This window comes from Actinomadura sp. ATCC 39365, from assembly GCF_054392275.1.
In genome coordinates this window covers 9,332,527-9,347,365 of record NZ_CP184335.1, presented here as the reverse complement: position 1 = coordinate 9,347,365, position 14,839 = coordinate 9,332,527, and the positions used below count along the sequence as shown (strand labels likewise).

Here is a 14,839-nt window from a genome sequence, read left to right as displayed (position 1 = left end):
GGCTGGTGCGCCAGGCCCTAACTTAGGGAGATTCCTCGATAAATACGGTTACGCCGGGACGAGTCACCCCCGCTGCTACTCCTCCACCGCCTTCAGCACGGCGTCCGCGATCGACCGCGGGTCGACCCCGAAGTGCCTGCGCACGGCCTCCCGGGTGTCGGAGAGCCCGAACCCGTCGGTGCCGAGCGAGGTCCACGGCCGGTCGATCCACGGCCTGATCTGGTCGGGCACGGCCCGCATCCAGTCGCTGACCGCGATCACCGGCCCCTCGGTCCCGGCCAGCGCCTGCCGCAGGTACGGCACCCCGGTCGCCGACATGGCCTCGCGCCGCAGCTCGCTCCACGAGGTGACCGACCAGACGTCCACGCCCAGCCCGTACTCCTCGGCCAGCAGCCGCTGGGCCTCCAGCGCCCAGTGGATCGCGGTGCCGCTGGCCAGCAGGTGCGCGGCCCCGCCGCCGGCGGAGTAGCGGTAGATGCCCTTGACGATGCCCTCCTCGACGCCCTCGGGCATCGCGGGCTGGGGCAGCGGCTCGTTGTAGAGGGTCAGGTAGTAGAACACGTCCTCGGCGGCCTCGCCGTACATGCGCCTGAGCCCGTCGCGGACGATGACGCCGACCTCGTAGGCGAAGGCCGGGTCGTAGGCCAGGCAGGCGGGGTTGGCCGAGGCCAGGAGCTGGGAGTGGCCGTCGGCGTGCTGCAGGCCCTCGCCCGTCATGGTGGTGCGGCCGGCGGTCGCGCCGATCAGGAACCCGCGGCCGAGCTGGTCGGCCAGGGCCCACATCTGGTCGCCGGTCCGCTGCCAGCCGAACATCGAGTAGAAGATGTAGAACGGCACCATCGGCTCGCCGTGGGTGGCGTAGCTGGTGGCCGCCGCGGTGAAGGAGGCCATCGACCCGGCCTCGGTGATGCCCTCGATGAGGATCTGCCCGTCCACCGCCTCCTTGTACGCCAGCAGCAGCTCCCGGTCGACGGACTCGTACCGCTGGCCGAGCGGCGAGTAGATCTTCGCCGTGGGGAACAGCGACTCCATGCCGAACGTCCTGGCCTCGTCGGGCACGATCGGCACCCAGCGGCGCCCGGTCTCCGGCTCCTTCATCAGGTCCTTGACCAGCCGGACGAACGCCATCGTGGTGGCCACCTGCTGCGTCGAGCCCTTGGCCAGGGCCGCGAACGGCCGCTCGCCCGGCTGTGGCAGCGGCCGGCCGGCGACCGTGCGGTGGGGGATCGGGCCGCCCAGCTCCCGCCGGCGCTCGGCGACGTACCTGGCCTCGGCCGAGTCGGCCCCCGGGTGCAGGTACGGCGGCAGCTCCCCGGCCAGCGCCGAGTCGGGGACGGGCAGGCCGAGCCGGTCGCGCATGACGCGGAACTCGTCGAGGGTGAGCTTCTTCATCTGGTGGTTGGCGTTGCGCGCCTCGACGCCCGCGCCCAGCGTCCAGCCCTTGACCGTCTGGACGAGGACCACCGTGGGCGCGCCCCGGTTCTGGAGCGCCCGGTGGTAGGCGGCGTACACCTTGCGCGGCTCGTGCCCGGCCCGCGAGCCGCCGACGATGCGCCGCAGGTCGTCGTCGGAATGGGGCACGTCGAGCCCCTGGAACAGGTGCTGCCTGATGTAGGCGCCGTCGGCGGCGGCGAACGTCTGGAACTGGCCGTCCGGCACCTCGCCGAGTCTGGCCACGAGCTCGTCGGAGCCGAGCAGGCCGTCCCACTCGGCGCCCCACAGCGACTTGACGACGTGCCAGCCCGCGCCCCTGAAGACGCTCTCCAGCTCCTGCACGATCCGGGTGTTGCCGCGTACCGGGCCGTCGAGCCGCTGGAGGTTACAGTTGATCACGAAGGTGAGGTTGTCCAGCCCCTCCCTGGCGGCCAGCGTCAGCGCCGCCGTGGACTCCGGCTCGTCCATCTCGCCGTCGCCCAGGAAGGCCCAGACATGGCTGTGCGAGGTGTCCTTGATGCCGCGGTTGTGCAGGTAGCGGTTGAAGCGCGCCTGGTAGACCGCGTTGAGCGGGCCGATGCCCATCGACACGGTCGGGAACTGCCAGAAGCCCGACATCGCCCTGGGATGCGGGTACGACGGCAGCCCGCCCTGCGTCTCGCGCCGGAACAGGTCGAGCTGCTCCTCGCTCAGACGCCCTTCGAGGAACGCCCGCGCGTAGATGCCGGGGGAGGCGTGCCCCTGGAAGAAGACCTGGTCGTCCGTGCCGTGGAAGAAGTGGTTGAAGCCGACCTCGTACAGCCAGGCGGCCGAGGCGTAGGTGGCCAGGTGGCCGCCGAGGCCGAGCTTGCTGCCCCGGCTGACCATGACGGCGGCGTTCCACCGGTCGTAGGCCGCGACGCGTTCTTCGAGCTCCAGGTCGCCGGGGTAGGCGGGCTCCTCGGCGGTGGGCACCGTGTTGAGATAGCGCGTGCTCGTGGCGAGCCTGCGCAGCAGGTAATCGGCCCGATCAGGACCGGCCGCCCGCCGGACCGCCTCAAGCGATTCGAGCCATTCGGCGGTCTCCTGAGGATCCAGATCTTTCTCCATGCTTCCATTAAACACCATATGATCGATCATCCGATGAAAGGATTATCTGTGGAGCCCGTGGTGCGGCCGCCGTTGCGCGAGGAGATCAGGAAAGTGCTGCTCGACGGCCTGATCAGCGGCCGGTGGGAGCCCGGCGAGCGCATCGTCGAGCGGCGCCTGGCCGCCGAGCTCCAGGTCAGCCAGGCCCCCGTACGCGAGGCGCTGCGCGAGCTGGAGGCGCTCCGGCTGGTCGAGTCGGCGCCCAACCGCGGCGCCCGGGTCCGCGGCTTCACCCTCGACGACCTGCGCGAGGTCTACCAGGTCAGGGCCGGCCTGGAGGAGACCGCCACCCGCCTCGGCCGGCCTACGGCGGCGGCGCTGCGCGCCCACGTGGGCCGCCTGCACGCCGCCGCGGCCGCCGGCTCCCTCGACGACCAGGTGCGCCACGGCGTCGCCTTCCACCGGGAGATCGTGGCGGCCTCGGGCAACGCGCTGCTGGTGTCGGTGTGGGAGTCGCTCGGCGTCGAGGTCTGGACGCACGTGTCGATCCGGCTGTTCAGGATGCGGCCGCACGAGAACGCGGCCGACCACGAACCTCTGGTGGAGGCGTTCGAGCGGGACGACCCGCAGGTCGGCCGCCTGCTCCACGACCACGTCCTGGCCTACGCGCCCGACTGACCCGACAGCCCGTCCCCTGCAGCCGTACGCCGGTCAGGCGCGCCGCGCGGCGGGCTCGGCCCGCGGGGCGCGCAGGCCGGCGGCGGCGACGGCGACCAGCGCGCACAGGCCCAGCATCGTCAGCCACACCCCCTGGTACGCCCCGACCGCCCCGAGCCGGTCGCCCGACAGCACCAGCACCAGCGCCGAGACGCCGATGACGGCCCCGACGGCCCGCGAGGTCACCGACAGGGCGGTGCCGGTGGCCAGCCGCGCGGGCGGGATCTCGGCCACCGCCGCGCCGCTCAGCGACGTGATCAGCACGGCCACCGCGACCCCCGACAGCACCACGGCGGGCAGCACCACCGTCAGGTACGCCGGCCCGCCCCCCGTCGCGAACGCCAGGTACGCCGTGGACAGGGCCAGCAGCGCCACCCCGCACAGGGCGAGCAGGCGATGGCCGGTCCTGGCGGCCAGCCGCCCGGCGAGCGGCGCGGTCAGCACCTGGGCGAGCGCGCCCGGCGTGACGGCGAGCCCCGCGGCGGCCACGGAGTACCCCCAGATCCCGGTCAGGAACAGGATGTTGGCCAGCGGCAGCGCGAACATCACCAGCCCGACCAGGAACATCGCGAGGTTGGCCCGCTGCGTGCCGCGCGCCCGCAGCGCGCCCAGGTCCACGATCGGAGCGGGATGCGTGCGCGCCCGCCGGACGAACAGCACGGCCACGACGACGCCCGCGACCAGCGCCGCGATCGTGCCGGGGCTGCCCGGCCCCCACGCGTCGCTCTGCACGATCGCCAGCGAGGGCAGCCCGATGGCCCCCACCAGCAGCAGCAGCCCGGCGATGTCCGGCAGCCTGGACGTGGCCGCCTCGCCCGCCGCTCCGGGCACTATCCGCCAGGCGCCCGCCAGCACGGCCGCCCCGACCGGCAGGTGCAGGAAGAACACCGTCCGCCAGTCCCAGACGCCGACCAGCATGCCGCCGAGCGAGGGCCCCGACGCCGTCGCCACCGACTGCGCCGCGCTCCACAGCCCGATCGCCGTGCCCCGGCGTTCCGGCGGGTAGTACGGCAGGATCAGCGCGAGCGTCAGCGGCGTGATCACCCCGCCGCCCACGCCCTGCACGACCCGGGCGGCGATCAGCGCGCCCGCCGACGGCGCCACCGCGCACAGGGCGGCGCCGACCACGAACACCGCGAGGCCGGTCAGGAACACCCGCCGCGCGCCGAACCGGTCGGCCAGGCCGCCCGCCGGCAGCAGCGCCGCGGTGAACACGATCGCGTAGCCGTTGAACACCCACGACAGCTCGGGCAGGCTGCTGTCCGGGAAGCTGCGCAGGATGTCGGGGAAGGCGATGTTCGCGAGCTGCACGTCGATCGCGCCGAGGAAGGCGCTCCCGCACAGGACGGCGAGCGGGAGTGCCCGTGAACCGGCCACCTCAGTCCGACGCCGCGCCGAACCGCTCCCGCAGCTCGACCTTGCGGATCTTGCCGGTGACGGTCCGCGGCATCTCCTCGACGATCTCCAGGCGCTCGGGCCAGAACCAGTCGTTCACACCGGCCTCCTTGAGGTAGGCGCGCAGCTCCTCCAGCGTGGGCGGCTCGCCCGACGGCGTGACGACGGCGCACACCAGCTCGACCAGCGCCGGGTCCGGGATGCCGATGAGGGCGATGTCGCGGATCGCCGGATGCCGGCCGAGCAGCGCCTCGATGTCGCTGACCGGCAGCTTGAGGCACATGTTGGCGATGATGACGTCCTTGGTCCTGCCGGAGATGCGCACGCCGCCGTAGCCGTCGTCGCGGGCCAGGTCGCCGGTGTCGAACCAGCCGTCCGGGGTGATCGACTTGGCGTAGATCTCGTCGCGCAGGTAGTAGCCGAGGCACTGGGCCGCGCCGCGTACCTGGAGCGCGCCGATCTCGCCCTTCTCGACCGGCCTGTTCTCCTCGTCGACGATGCGCACCTCCATGCCGGAGATGACCGTGCCGTCGCTCTCGCCGGCCCGCTCGGGCGGGTCCTGCGGGCGGGTCATGGTGACGCCGCCGTTCTCGGTCATGCCCCACAGCGCGTACACGCGCACGCCGAGCGTCTCGGTGACCCGTTCCACCAGGTGCGGGGGGACGGGGGCCGAGCCGGAGACGAAGACGCTCAGGCTGGGCAGCTTGCGCGGCCGGGCCGCCTGCTCCTCGCTGATCTCCCGGGCGAACGGCGGCGAGCCGTAGTACATGGTGACGTCGTGGTCGGACATCAGGTCGAGGTAGACGCCTGGATCCCAGGCGTCGGCCGTGACCGCGGTGCCGCCCAGCGTCAGCGCCGTCAGGTACGCCATCACCAGGCCGACGTAGTGCATCGACGTCTGGGCCGTCATGATGACCAGGCTCGGGTCCAGCCCGAACGCCTCCCCGTAGCCCTTGATGTCGGCGTACAGGGTGTTCTGGCTGTGCAGCGCGCCCTTGGGCTCGCCGGTCGTGCCCGAGGTGAACAGGATGAGGAACGGGTCGTCGGGGCCCAGCTCGCGGCCCTCGATGTCGGCCGGGTCGCCCGGTTCCGGGGTGAGCAGCAGCTCGTCGAAGTCGAGCGAGCCGGGCGGGCCGCCGCCGCCGACGACGATCACGTGCTCCAGGCTCGGGATCTCCCGCGCCAGGGTCATCCCCGTCTCCGCCGTGTCCAGGTGGCCGATCCGGCTCGTGGTGACGAACAGCTTCGCCTCGGTCAGCCGGATCATGAAGTCCAGCTCGCGGTGCCGGTAGATGGGCATCTGCGGGGCGATGCGCGCGCCGATCCTCATGCACGCCAGCGCGAGGGGCAGCGTCTCCCTGCGGTTGGGGAGCTGGATGGCGACGAAGTCGCCCGGCCGCACGCCCAGCCGGACCAGGCCGTGCGCGATGCGGTCGGTCATCGCGCCCAGCTCGGCATACGTGACGACGTCGGTGACACCGTCGGCGACGCGCCGGCTGATCAGTGCTGCCTTGTCGGGAGACGCAGTCATGTTGCGGCGTAAGTCGTCCAGAAAGGTCTCGTCGCGCCACCAACCGTTGCGCCGGTATTCCTGGCTCGTGTCCGGCACGGTCACCGCCTTTCGTCGTTCTCGTTCTACTCGATTGCTAGGAAGTGGGAAATACTGTGTTTTCCCCGGCAGGGGTGACCAGGTAGAACAGTCCCGGCAGATGCACCGCGACGCCCTCGTACACCTCCGCGCAGACGGCCACGCCCGGCCGGGCGAACGTGCCGGGCGGCGGCTCGGCCACCCGGATCACCGAGCGGCGCGCGTCCAGCAGCCTGGCCGCCACGGAGATGTCGCCGACCAGGGCGTCCCCGGGGGCGACCCACCGGTTGCGGCTGACCTTCATGCCGTTGCCCTCGGCCAGCTCGGCCAGCAGCCCGCCCCGGCCGATCAGCCGGTGGTAGTAGTCGCGCGGGTTGACGATCATCGCGTGCGGGGTCGCGCCCGACTGCTCGATCTCGTCGCAGGCCGACAGCACGCCATGGACGTAGTCGTCGTACGGCAGGCGGGCGATCTCCGGATGGCCGAGCAGGGCGGTGGTCAGGGCCAGGTTCTCGGCCGTGGCCAGCCGTACCAGGAGGCGGTAGTCGAGGAAGGTGGCCAGGGCGTCCGGGTCCGCGGCCAGGCCGTCGGGGATCTGCACCCACGCCTGGATCGGATGCACCTTGGCCTCCGACATGCCGAACCTGAAGGCCGCCTCGCGCCGCACGTCCGAGTCGCGAACGGTCCGCCGCTCCTCCTCGCCGGGCGGCGACTCCGTCCAGAACCGGGCCCGGTCGCCCTCGACGGGGACGACCCTGAGCAGGTTGCGCACGGTCAGGCGGGGCCGGTCCTTGGTCGGCTCGTGCGCCTCGGTGATGGTGTAGTCGAAGGTCACTTCCGCGTGGGCGGGGTCCTCGGCGTAGGCCCGCGCGAACAGCCGGCCCGGTGACTCTGACATGGATACTCCCTATTCGTCCTGGACGAGGCGCTGGTAGAAGGGGAGATGGTGGTCGTAGAAGGCCCGCAGGGCGGGATGGTTGTCCACGGTCGCGGCGTAGACGTTGCCGCGGTCCTCGAACCCGGCGCTGCCGCTCGCGTCCAGGTGCCAGCGGCGGGTCCGTCCCCACTCCGGGCGGTCACCGGCGGCCCAGGTCAGCGAGCCGGGCAGGAAGGGCAGGCCGGTGTAGGCGCAGAACTCCTCGACGACCGCCGCCGGCTCGCGGATCAGCCGTTCGGTGCGGATCACCAGCGGCCGCCGGCCGGTGGCCTCCCGGACCAGCTCGTGCAGCAGGAACAGCCGCTCGTAGCCGATCTCGTCGCAGGTCACCGCCGGCTTGATCGCGTAGTGCGAGGCGATGGTCGGCCGCGGGTCGCGCACGATGAACGTGTGGACGATCCCCGCCAGGTCCTCCGGATGCTTGAACAGGTGCGGGTACTCGTAGTCGAGCACCTCCTTGACGAACACCGGCCGCGCCCGCGCCAGCTCGGCCAGCCGCACCAGCAGGTCCTTCTCCGAGCGGGCCGTCACCTGGCCGCCGTCCGGCGACGGCAGCGTCAGCGAGCCCTCCTCGGTCAGCGCCAGGAAGGGCTCGTGCAGCACGGCCACGTCGCCCCGCTCGATCATCATGCGCAGGAACGCGGTCGAGGCCGAGCGCGAGTGCGCCCACATGGCGACCAGCGGCCGGCTCACCCCGACCACCACGCCGGCACCCGGTCCCAGCGGTGCCGCCGCAGCTCGCTCAGCAGGCCGGGGTCGAGCGGCCGCCCGTCGGAGACGCCGAGGTTGGCCCGCACGTGCGCCGGCCTGCGCATCCCCGGGATCACCGTGCTGACCGCCGGGTGGTGCAGGACGAACCGCAGCGCGACCTCCGGCAGCGAGAGCCCCTCCGGGAGCGCCGCCTTGAGCCGTTCGGCCCGCTCGACGCTCGGCCCCAGGTTCTCCGGCCCGAAGTACGTGCTGCGCCAGTCCTCCGGCGGCCACGTGCTGTCCGCGGTCAGTGTGCCGGTGAGGGTGCCCTCGTCGAACGGCACGCGGGCGATGATGCCCACGCCCTCGCGCAGCGCCCGGTCGAACAGCTCGTCCTCGGGCGCCTGGTCGAAGATGTTGTAGATCACCTGGATGACGTCGATCAGGCCGGTGTCGAGCGCGGCGAGGCAGTTGGCCGGCTCCCACCGGTTGACGCTGATGCCGACCGCGTCGATCAGGCCCTCGCTCTTGAGGTCCCTGATCGCCTCCTGCCACCGCTCGTCACGGGCCCAGCGGTCCTCCCAGGTGTGGAACTGCATGAGGTCGATGCGCGAGACGCCCAGGTTGTCCAGGCTGCGGTGGGTGTACTCGCGGATGTGCTCGGCGGGGTAGGCGTCGTCGAGGGTGTCGTCCGGTCCAGGGGGCCATTCGCGGTTCTTCGGCGGGATCTTCGTGGCCACGTACAGCCGGTGGCCGGAGTGGCGGCGCAGCAGCGCGCCGAGCAGCTGCTCGCTGACGCCGCGGCCGTAGACCCAGGCGGTGTCGAAGAAGGTGCAGCCCAGTTCGACGGCCTCGTCGAGGCACCGGGGGGCGACGTCGTAGTCCCAGCCGGTGAAGCCGCCGGGGCCGCCGCCGATGCCCCACATGCCGTATCCGACCTCGCTGACCTCCCAGCCGAGGTTTCCCATCTTGCGGTAGCGCATTCCTGACCTTTCCTGATCAACCGGTGGGCACCCGCTGCCCGGCCGTGGCCGCCAGCCGGGCGTGATAGGCGGCGATCGGGCCGTCGAGGGTGCCCTCGCCGAGCCGCCATCGCTGTTCGAGCCTGTGGCACTCGTCCTTGCGGAACAGCGCGGGGTTGTCGGTGAGCAGCCCGCCGAACGCCCGGCGCAGCTCCTCCTCGTCCGCCGCGGCGGGCAGCAGGGAGGCGAGCGTGATCAGCTCGCGGTCCCCGCTCGCCCGGCCGGTCTCGCGGACGAGCCGCGCGAAGTCGCCGCACGGGATCGGCGTGACCGGCACGCCCGCCCGGGCCGGCACGTCGTCGATGCTGACGCTCTCGGCGCGGAAGACGTGCAGCGTACGGCCCCAGACCTCGGGGTCGGCCACGGCCGCCCCGACCCGCGCGGCGACGTAGTCGACCGGGGTGTAGTCGGTGCGCGTGGCGACGTCGGGACGCACGCCGAGCCGCAGGAACGCCGACAGCAGCAGGTGGGTGAAGGCGACCGGGTTCGGATAGCCGTTGTCGGCGCTCGGCATGATCTCGCCCAGCCGCAGCACGGTCACCAGCGCGCCCCGGCGCCGGGCCTCGGCCAGGTAGCGCTCGGCGATCCACTTGGACCGGCTGTAGCCGCCGCCCGGCGGCCTGGCCAGCGCCGGGTCGCAGTCCTCCGGGACGCGCTCGCCCCTGTGGAGCGCCTCCGTCTGCAAGGCGCCCAGCGTCGAGACGTAGTGCAGCGGCACCGGATGGTGGGCCATCGCCAGCCGCACCAGCTCGATCGTGCCGCGCACGTTGGCCTGACGGTGGGCGCGGTAGTCGAACAGGAAGTTCACCATCGCGCCGTTGTGCAGCACCAGGTCGCAGGCTCGGGCCAGATGCTCCCAGGTGGAGCCGTCCAGCCCGAGGCCGGGTAAGGCGAGGTCGCCCGCGTAGCCCTCCAGCCGGTCGGCGAAGCGCGGCTCCCACAACCCCCGCTCGGCGAGCGCCGCCACGACCCGGGCCGTGGCCGCCTCGTCGTCGGCCGCCCGCGCCAGGCAGCAGACCCGCAGCCCGCCGCGGCCCAGCAGCTCGTGCACCAGGCGGCTGCCGACGAACCCGGTGGCCCCGGTGACCAGCACCGTACGCAGCCGCTCCGGCCTGGACGCCCGCCGGATGGGCTCCCCGTCGGGCACCACGGAGTCGCGCGCCATCAGCACCGACTCCTCCTCGATCGCCTCGTGGTCCTGCCGCCGCCGCTCGATCAGCAGGGCCAGCGCGCCGGCCGTCGGGTGGTCGTACAGGTCCTTGACGTCCACGCGCACGCCGGTCTCGGCGGTGATCATGTGGACCACGGACAGGGCCTGGATGGAGTCGCCGCCCGACTCGGCGAAGTGCGTCTCGGCGGTCAGGCCCGGCCAGCCCAGCGCCGAGCGCATCGCCCGCAGCACCTGGTCGCCCAGGCACGCGGTCGGCGCGCTCTCGGCCAGCAGCGCGGTGTCCTCGGCCAGCCGGCCGTCGAGGATCTCCTGGAGCCGGCCGCGGTCCACCTTGCCGTTGTCGTGCAGCGGCATCTCGGCCAGCGGGAAGAAGTAGCGGGGGACGCTGGTCCGCGGCAGCGTGCGGCGCAGCTCGGCGGCCAGTGCGGCCTCGGTCAGGCCCCTGCCGGAGGCGAACAGCGCCAGCGCCTTGACGCCCGCCTGCTCGGCCACCAGGACCTCGGCCTGCAGCACGCCGGGGCAGCGCTGGGCCGCCGCGGCGATCTCGCCCAGCTCGATGCGCACGCCGTGGATCTTGACCTGGAAGTCCTTGCGGCCGGCGAAGAACAGGCGGCCGTCGTCGTCCAGGTGGCCGAGGTCGCCCGTGAGGTAGAGGCGCTCGCCCGGGATCTCGTCCGGGAACGGGTTGCCGACGAACGCCCTGGCCGTCCCGGCCGGGTCGCCCAGGTAGCCCGCGCCCAGGCAGACGCCGCCGATCGCGATCTCGCCGGTCGTGCCGGGCGGGACCGGGCGCAGGTCGTCGTCCACCACGACCGCGTAGCAGTTGTCGATCGGGCGGCCCAGCGGGACCGCGTCGCCGTCGGCCGCCGACACCCGGTGGAAGACCATCCCGATCGACGCCTCGGTCGGGCCGTAGCCGTTGGTCAGGTCGAGGCCGGGCAGCAGGGCCATCAGGCGGTGCACCGCGCGCGGGCTGACCGCCTCGCTGCCGACGACGAGCCGGCGCAGGGACGACAGCGCGGCCAGGGCGGCGGCGTCACCGTCCACGATGGCGACCAGGGCGTTGAAGACGCTGGAGACGAAGTCGGCGGTGGTGATGCCGTACCGGGCGATCAGGTCGATGGTGTGCCGGAGGTTGAGGAAGTCGCCCTGCACGGGCAGCACGGTGCGCCCGCCGGTGGTCAGCGGCCAGAACAGCTGCCACAGCGCGGAGTCGGAGGTGTGCCTGCTGTTCTGCAGCACGACGTCGTCGCCGGTCGCGGCGAAGTAGCGGGTCATGAAGCGCAGCCGGTTGGCCAGGCCGCCGTGCCGGTTCATCGCGCACTTGGGGGTGCCGGTGGTGCCGGAGGTGAAGTAGCCGTACGCCAGGTCGTCCGGGCCCAGGTCGACCGCCGGGCGTTCGGAGGTCGGGACGATCGTGTCGATCCCGACGGTGACCGCCCGATCGGCCGCGCCCGGCGGCAGCGGTTCGCCGCCCGCGCACAGGATCGGCCCGTCCGGCAGCACGTCCAGCGTGTCGCGCACGCGCTCGACCGGCCACGACGGGTCGAGCGGCACGAACGCCGCGCCCAGCTTCATCAGCGCCAGGTACGCGACCGGCAGTTCCAGCGAGTTGACCAGCAGGGCCGCGACCACGTCGCCCTTGCCCACGCCGTGCCCGGCCAGCGTCGCCGCCAGGCCGTTGACCAGGTCGTCCAGTTGCCTGTAGGTGAGGGTCCTGCCGTCGTAGGTGACCGCCGGCCGCTCGGGGCACCGGTCGGTCTGCTCCTCGATCAACGCCGGGACGGGACGGAACGGGCCGAAGTCGACCGCCCGGCCGGTGAAGCCGCGGGTGTTGCCGGTCATCTCCACCTCTCTGTCAGGAATGTACGAACGGCGACCGGCCCCCTTGCCCCACACGCCCCCGTCGCCTTCCTCATAGGCGTTCCAAGTCGTTCCAGAGCCGGCCCGGCGCGTACGCCGGGTCGGCGGCCCCGCCGATCGCCGCGGCGGCGGCGATCCGGCCCGCCTCGGGCGACGTCTGGACCCCGTAGCCGCCCAGGGCGGCCAGCCAGACGAACCCCGGGTCGTCGGGCGCCGGCCCGATCACCGGCGTCCCGTCGGCCACCTCGCTGCGCAGCCCGGCCCAGGCGTGCCGGACGCTGCGGATCTCCAGCGTCGTGGCCTCCTGGACGCGCCGCACGCCGACGGCGACGTCCAGGTCGTCGGGGCGGGCGTCGCAGGGCGGGACGGGCGTGGCGTCGGCGGGGGAGACCAGCAGCCGCCCGGACTCGGGCTTGAAGTAGAACGTGTCCGCCACGTCGGTGACCATCGGCCAGGACCGGGCGTCCGTCCCCTCGGGCAGGTCCACCAGGAAGGCGGTCCTGCGCAGCGGGCGCAGCCCCACCGGACGCACCCCGGCCAGCCCGGCGACCTCGTCGGCCCACGCCCCGGCCGCGTTGACCAGGGTCGGCGCGGCGTGCTCGCCCGCGTCGGTGACCGCCCGCCAGACGCCGGCCGTGCGCGACAGCGCCCGGACCCGGGCCGAGGTGACCACCTGCCCGCCCCGGGCCTTGATGCCGCGCAGGAAGCCCTGGTGGAGGGCGTCGACGTCGATGTCCATCGCGCCGGGCTTGAGCATCGCCCTGCTGAACCGGCCAGGACGCAGGATCGGGCAGTGCGCCGGGGCCTCGGCGGGGTCTATCTCCACGGCCGGTGCCGGGGCCCGCCGTCCTTCTGCCAGCACCTCGTCGAACAGCTTCTCGCCGCCGTGCGGGCACAGCGCGAGCACGCCGCGCGGGCTCAGCAGCGGGACGTCGGCGAAACCCGGCGGGGGCGCGGCGAGGAAGTGCCTGCTCGCCGCCGTGAGAGCCCGGACGGGCCGGTTGCCGAAGTACTCCGAGAAGAGCGCCGCCGACCGTCCGGTCGAGTGGTGGCCGGTGACCTGCTCGGCTTCGAGCAGGGTCACGGTGCCTGACCCGGCGAGGAAGAACCCCGCGCAGGCGCCCGCGACGCCGCCCCCGATAATGAGAAAATCTCTCACGTCCGTAAACTGATCACATTTCACCGTGTTTCGGCAAACAGTTTGTACGTCCTGACAGAAATGACTTGCCCGAAATAGGTAGTAAGTCAGGTCGTAAATGCTGTAATTCAAGCATTTATATAAACGATCTTGTGATTAGCGGCCTGTCACAGGCTCGGCGGCGGTGTCCGGGCGTCCCGGCGGCGTCAACCCCTATGTCAGAAACGGCGCAGGCGTGCGCTCCGAGTGTCAGATCCGGTCGCTGAGCGCGCGCAGCAGGCGTCCGAAACCGGGCGCCGCCAGGCGGGGCGGGACGGCGGCCATCAGCCGCATCAGGGGCTCGCTCTGCATGAGGGTCCTCGGGCCCGACACGGCGAGCAGGTTCGCGGCGACCGCCGAGGCGCGGGCCGCCCGCCGCCTGCGCCGCGCCGAGTACGCGTCCACGACCGCCGCCGGGTCCGGTGCGGCCCGCAGGCAGGCGGTCAGCGCGGCCACGTCCTCGAGTGCCTGGTTGGTGCCGTGCGCCCCGACCGGCGGCATCGCGTGCGCCGCGTCGCCGAGCAGCACGCACCGGCCCGCGCCCCAGCGGCGCGGGACCCGGTGCCGGGCGTGCGGGAACAGCTCGACGTCGCCGTCGGCCAGCGAGTCCAGCACCCGTGCGACCGGTGCGCCCCAGCCGGCGTACCGGCGGCGCAACATCTCCACCGGCTTGTCCGCCGGCGGGTCGGCCGGCGACCAGGACTGCTCGAAGAACCACTGCATGAGCCCGTCGCCCGCGCCCATGAAACCGAAGTCGCCCTGCCGCCCGATCATCAGCGTCGTGGTCGGGCCGGGGTCGAAGGGGGCGGGCGTCAGGCCCTGCCAGATCGCCGCGCCCGTCGGCGTCGCGGGGACGTCGCCCAGCACGAGCGCGCGGACCCGTGAGCGCACGCCGTCGGCGCCGACCAGGAGGTCGGCCTCGTGCTCGGCGCCCGCCGCGGTGCGCACGCGCACGCCGTCGCGGCCGGCCTCCACCTCCCGCACGCCCGCCCCGAACCGGACGGCGCCCTCCGGGAGGCCGGCGGCCAGGAGCCTGATCAGCGAGCCGCGCGGGATCACCCTGGGGGCCGAGCCGAAGCGGGCCGTCAGGGACTCCAGGTCCACCTCCATGATCCGGCGGCCCCGGGCCGTGCGCACGGATAACGTGGACAGCCGCCGGCCGGTGCCGGCCAGGTCCACGCCGAGGTCGCCGACGATCGCCGTCCCGTTGCACCACAGCGTGATCGCGCCGCCGCCGAGGCGCAGCCCGTCCGCCTCCTCCAGCACGACGACCTCGTGGCCGTCCGCGACCAGGCCGCGCGCGACCGCCAGCCCGCTGATCCCCGCCCCCGCCACCAGTACCCGCATGCGACAGCCCCCTCTACGAATCGTAGTACTACACGTTATAGAGGGATATGGCGGGTGTGAAGCGGCCCATCGGTGGTAGCCGAGCCTCGGGAAGCCGACGACTTTGGGGGCAACATGGCCGAGCGCCTGACCGATGAGGACATCGACACCGCCCTGGTGGCGCTGGAGGGCTGGCGGCGGGACGGCGACGCCCTGGTCAAGGACGTGCCGATCACGCCGGACAGCTACGGCTGGCTGAGCGAGGCGGTGCACAACGAGGGCGCCACGCTGGGGCACCAGGCCGAGATCGAGCGCACGGCGGAGGGCATCCGCTTCCGGCTCTCGACCGGCGAGGCCGGCGGGGTCACCGAGCGCGACGTCGAGCTCGCCGCCCACATCGACCAGGTCCTCGACGGCGGCGCCCGCGACCGCGGCTGACCTTCCGGCGGCC

General features: G+C 73.0%; 11 protein-coding genes. 2 read left to right on the top strand and 9 right to left on the bottom strand.

The genetic code is table 11. The features are described from left to right. Window positions 1-75 precede the first annotated feature (75 nt). Window positions 76-2,523 carry a pyruvate dehydrogenase (acetyl-transferring), homodimeric type gene (gene aceE / locus ACNF49_RS44825; RefSeq protein WP_482941533.1) on the bottom strand — a complete coding sequence of 816 codons (2,448 nt, stop codon included), beginning with the start codon at window positions 2,521-2,523 and terminating at the stop codon, window positions 76-78. 18 nt (window positions 2,524-2,541) lie between these two features. On the opposite strand from aceE, the gene ACNF49_RS44820 reads away from it, so the two are divergent. Next, window positions 2,542-3,180 carry a GntR family transcriptional regulator gene (locus ACNF49_RS44820; RefSeq protein ID WP_482941532.1) on the top strand — a complete coding sequence of 213 codons (639 nt, stop codon included), beginning with the start codon at window positions 2,542-2,544 and terminating at the stop codon, window positions 3,178-3,180. Window positions 3,181-3,213: 33 nt separating this feature from the next. On the opposite strand, the gene ACNF49_RS44815 is transcribed toward ACNF49_RS44820, so the two are convergent. From ACNF49_RS44815 to ACNF49_RS44780, 8 genes are all read right to left on the bottom strand, one after another. Then, window positions 3,214-4,596, bottom strand: a complete 1,383-nt coding sequence (locus ACNF49_RS44815; protein ID WP_482941531.1) for a DHA2 family efflux MFS transporter permease subunit — start codon at window positions 4,594-4,596, stop codon at window positions 3,214-3,216. Between the two features lies 1 nt (window position 4,597). After that, window positions 4,598-6,145 carry an AMP-binding protein gene (locus ACNF49_RS44810; RefSeq protein ID WP_357978911.1) on the bottom strand — a complete coding sequence of 516 codons (1,548 nt, stop codon included), beginning with the start codon at window positions 6,143-6,145 and terminating at the stop codon, window positions 4,598-4,600. 115 nt (window positions 6,146-6,260) lie between these two features. Continuing rightward, window positions 6,261-7,100 carry a family 3 encapsulin nanocompartment shell protein gene (locus ACNF49_RS44805; protein ID WP_482941530.1) on the bottom strand — a complete coding sequence of 280 codons (840 nt, stop codon included), beginning with the start codon at window positions 7,098-7,100 and terminating at the stop codon, window positions 6,261-6,263. 9 nt (window positions 7,101-7,109) lie between these two features. Then, on the bottom strand, window positions 7,110-7,832 hold the full coding sequence (locus tag ACNF49_RS44800) for a sulfotransferase-like domain-containing protein (protein ID WP_357978906.1): 723 nt from the start codon (window positions 7,830-7,832) through the stop codon (window positions 7,110-7,112). Further along, the gene (locus ACNF49_RS44795) at window positions 7,829-8,812 is read right to left on the bottom strand and encodes an aldo/keto reductase (protein WP_357978904.1); all 984 of its coding nucleotides are present in this window, start codon (window positions 8,810-8,812) and stop codon (window positions 7,829-7,831) included. The genes ACNF49_RS44800 and ACNF49_RS44795 overlap by 4 nt, the downstream gene beginning before the upstream one ends. Window positions 8,813-8,828: 16 nt before the next feature. Beyond that, complete coding sequence (locus tag ACNF49_RS44790; protein WP_482941529.1) at window positions 8,829-11,867, bottom strand: non-ribosomal peptide synthetase; 3,039 nt, start codon at window positions 11,865-11,867, stop codon at window positions 8,829-8,831. A gap of 70 nt (window positions 11,868-11,937) precedes the next feature. Further along, window positions 11,938-13,044: an NAD(P)/FAD-dependent oxidoreductase gene (locus ACNF49_RS44785; RefSeq protein ID WP_357978900.1), complete on the bottom strand. Its 1,107-nt coding sequence runs from the start codon at window positions 13,042-13,044 to the stop codon at window positions 11,938-11,940. 228 nt (window positions 13,045-13,272) lie between these two features. After that, complete coding sequence (locus ACNF49_RS44780; RefSeq protein WP_482941528.1) at window positions 13,273-14,409, bottom strand: FAD-dependent oxidoreductase; 1,137 nt, start codon at window positions 14,407-14,409, stop codon at window positions 13,273-13,275. Between the two features lie 114 nt (window positions 14,410-14,523). Here ACNF49_RS44780 and ACNF49_RS44775 point away from each other — a divergent pair, with 114 nt between their 5' ends. Continuing rightward, on the top strand, window positions 14,524-14,826 hold the full coding sequence (locus ACNF49_RS44775; protein ID WP_357978896.1) for a 4a-hydroxytetrahydrobiopterin dehydratase: 303 nt from the start codon (window positions 14,524-14,526) through the stop codon (window positions 14,824-14,826). Window positions 14,827-14,839 lie beyond the last annotated feature (13 nt).

Bases quoted from the DNA above. Each gene is read 5' to 3' on its own strand.
- aceE (WP_482941533.1), bottom strand. From the start codon at position 2,523: ATGGAGAAAGATCTGGATCCTCAGGAGACCGCCGAATGGCTCGAATCG.
- ACNF49_RS44820 (WP_482941532.1), top strand. From the start codon at position 2,542: ATGATCGATCATCCGATGAAAGGATTATCTGTGGAGCCCGTGGTGCGG.
- ACNF49_RS44810 (WP_357978911.1), bottom strand. From the start codon at position 6,145: ATGACTGCGTCTCCCGACAAGGCAGCACTGATCAGCCGGCGCGTCGCC.
- ACNF49_RS44805 (WP_482941530.1), bottom strand. From the start codon at position 7,100: ATGTCAGAGTCACCGGGCCGGCTGTTCGCGCGGGCCTACGCCGAGGAC.
- ACNF49_RS44795 (WP_357978904.1), bottom strand. From the start codon at position 8,812: ATGCGCTACCGCAAGATGGGAAACCTCGGCTGGGAGGTCAGCGAGGTC.
- ACNF49_RS44790 (WP_482941529.1), bottom strand. From the start codon at position 11,867: ATGACCGGCAACACCCGCGGCTTCACCGGCCGGGCGGTCGACTTCGGC.
- ACNF49_RS44780 (WP_482941528.1), bottom strand. From the start codon at position 14,409: ATGCGGGTACTGGTGGCGGGGGCGGGGATCAGCGGGCTGGCGGTCGCG.
- ACNF49_RS44775 (WP_357978896.1), top strand. From the start codon at position 14,524: ATGGCCGAGCGCCTGACCGATGAGGACATCGACACCGCCCTGGTGGCG.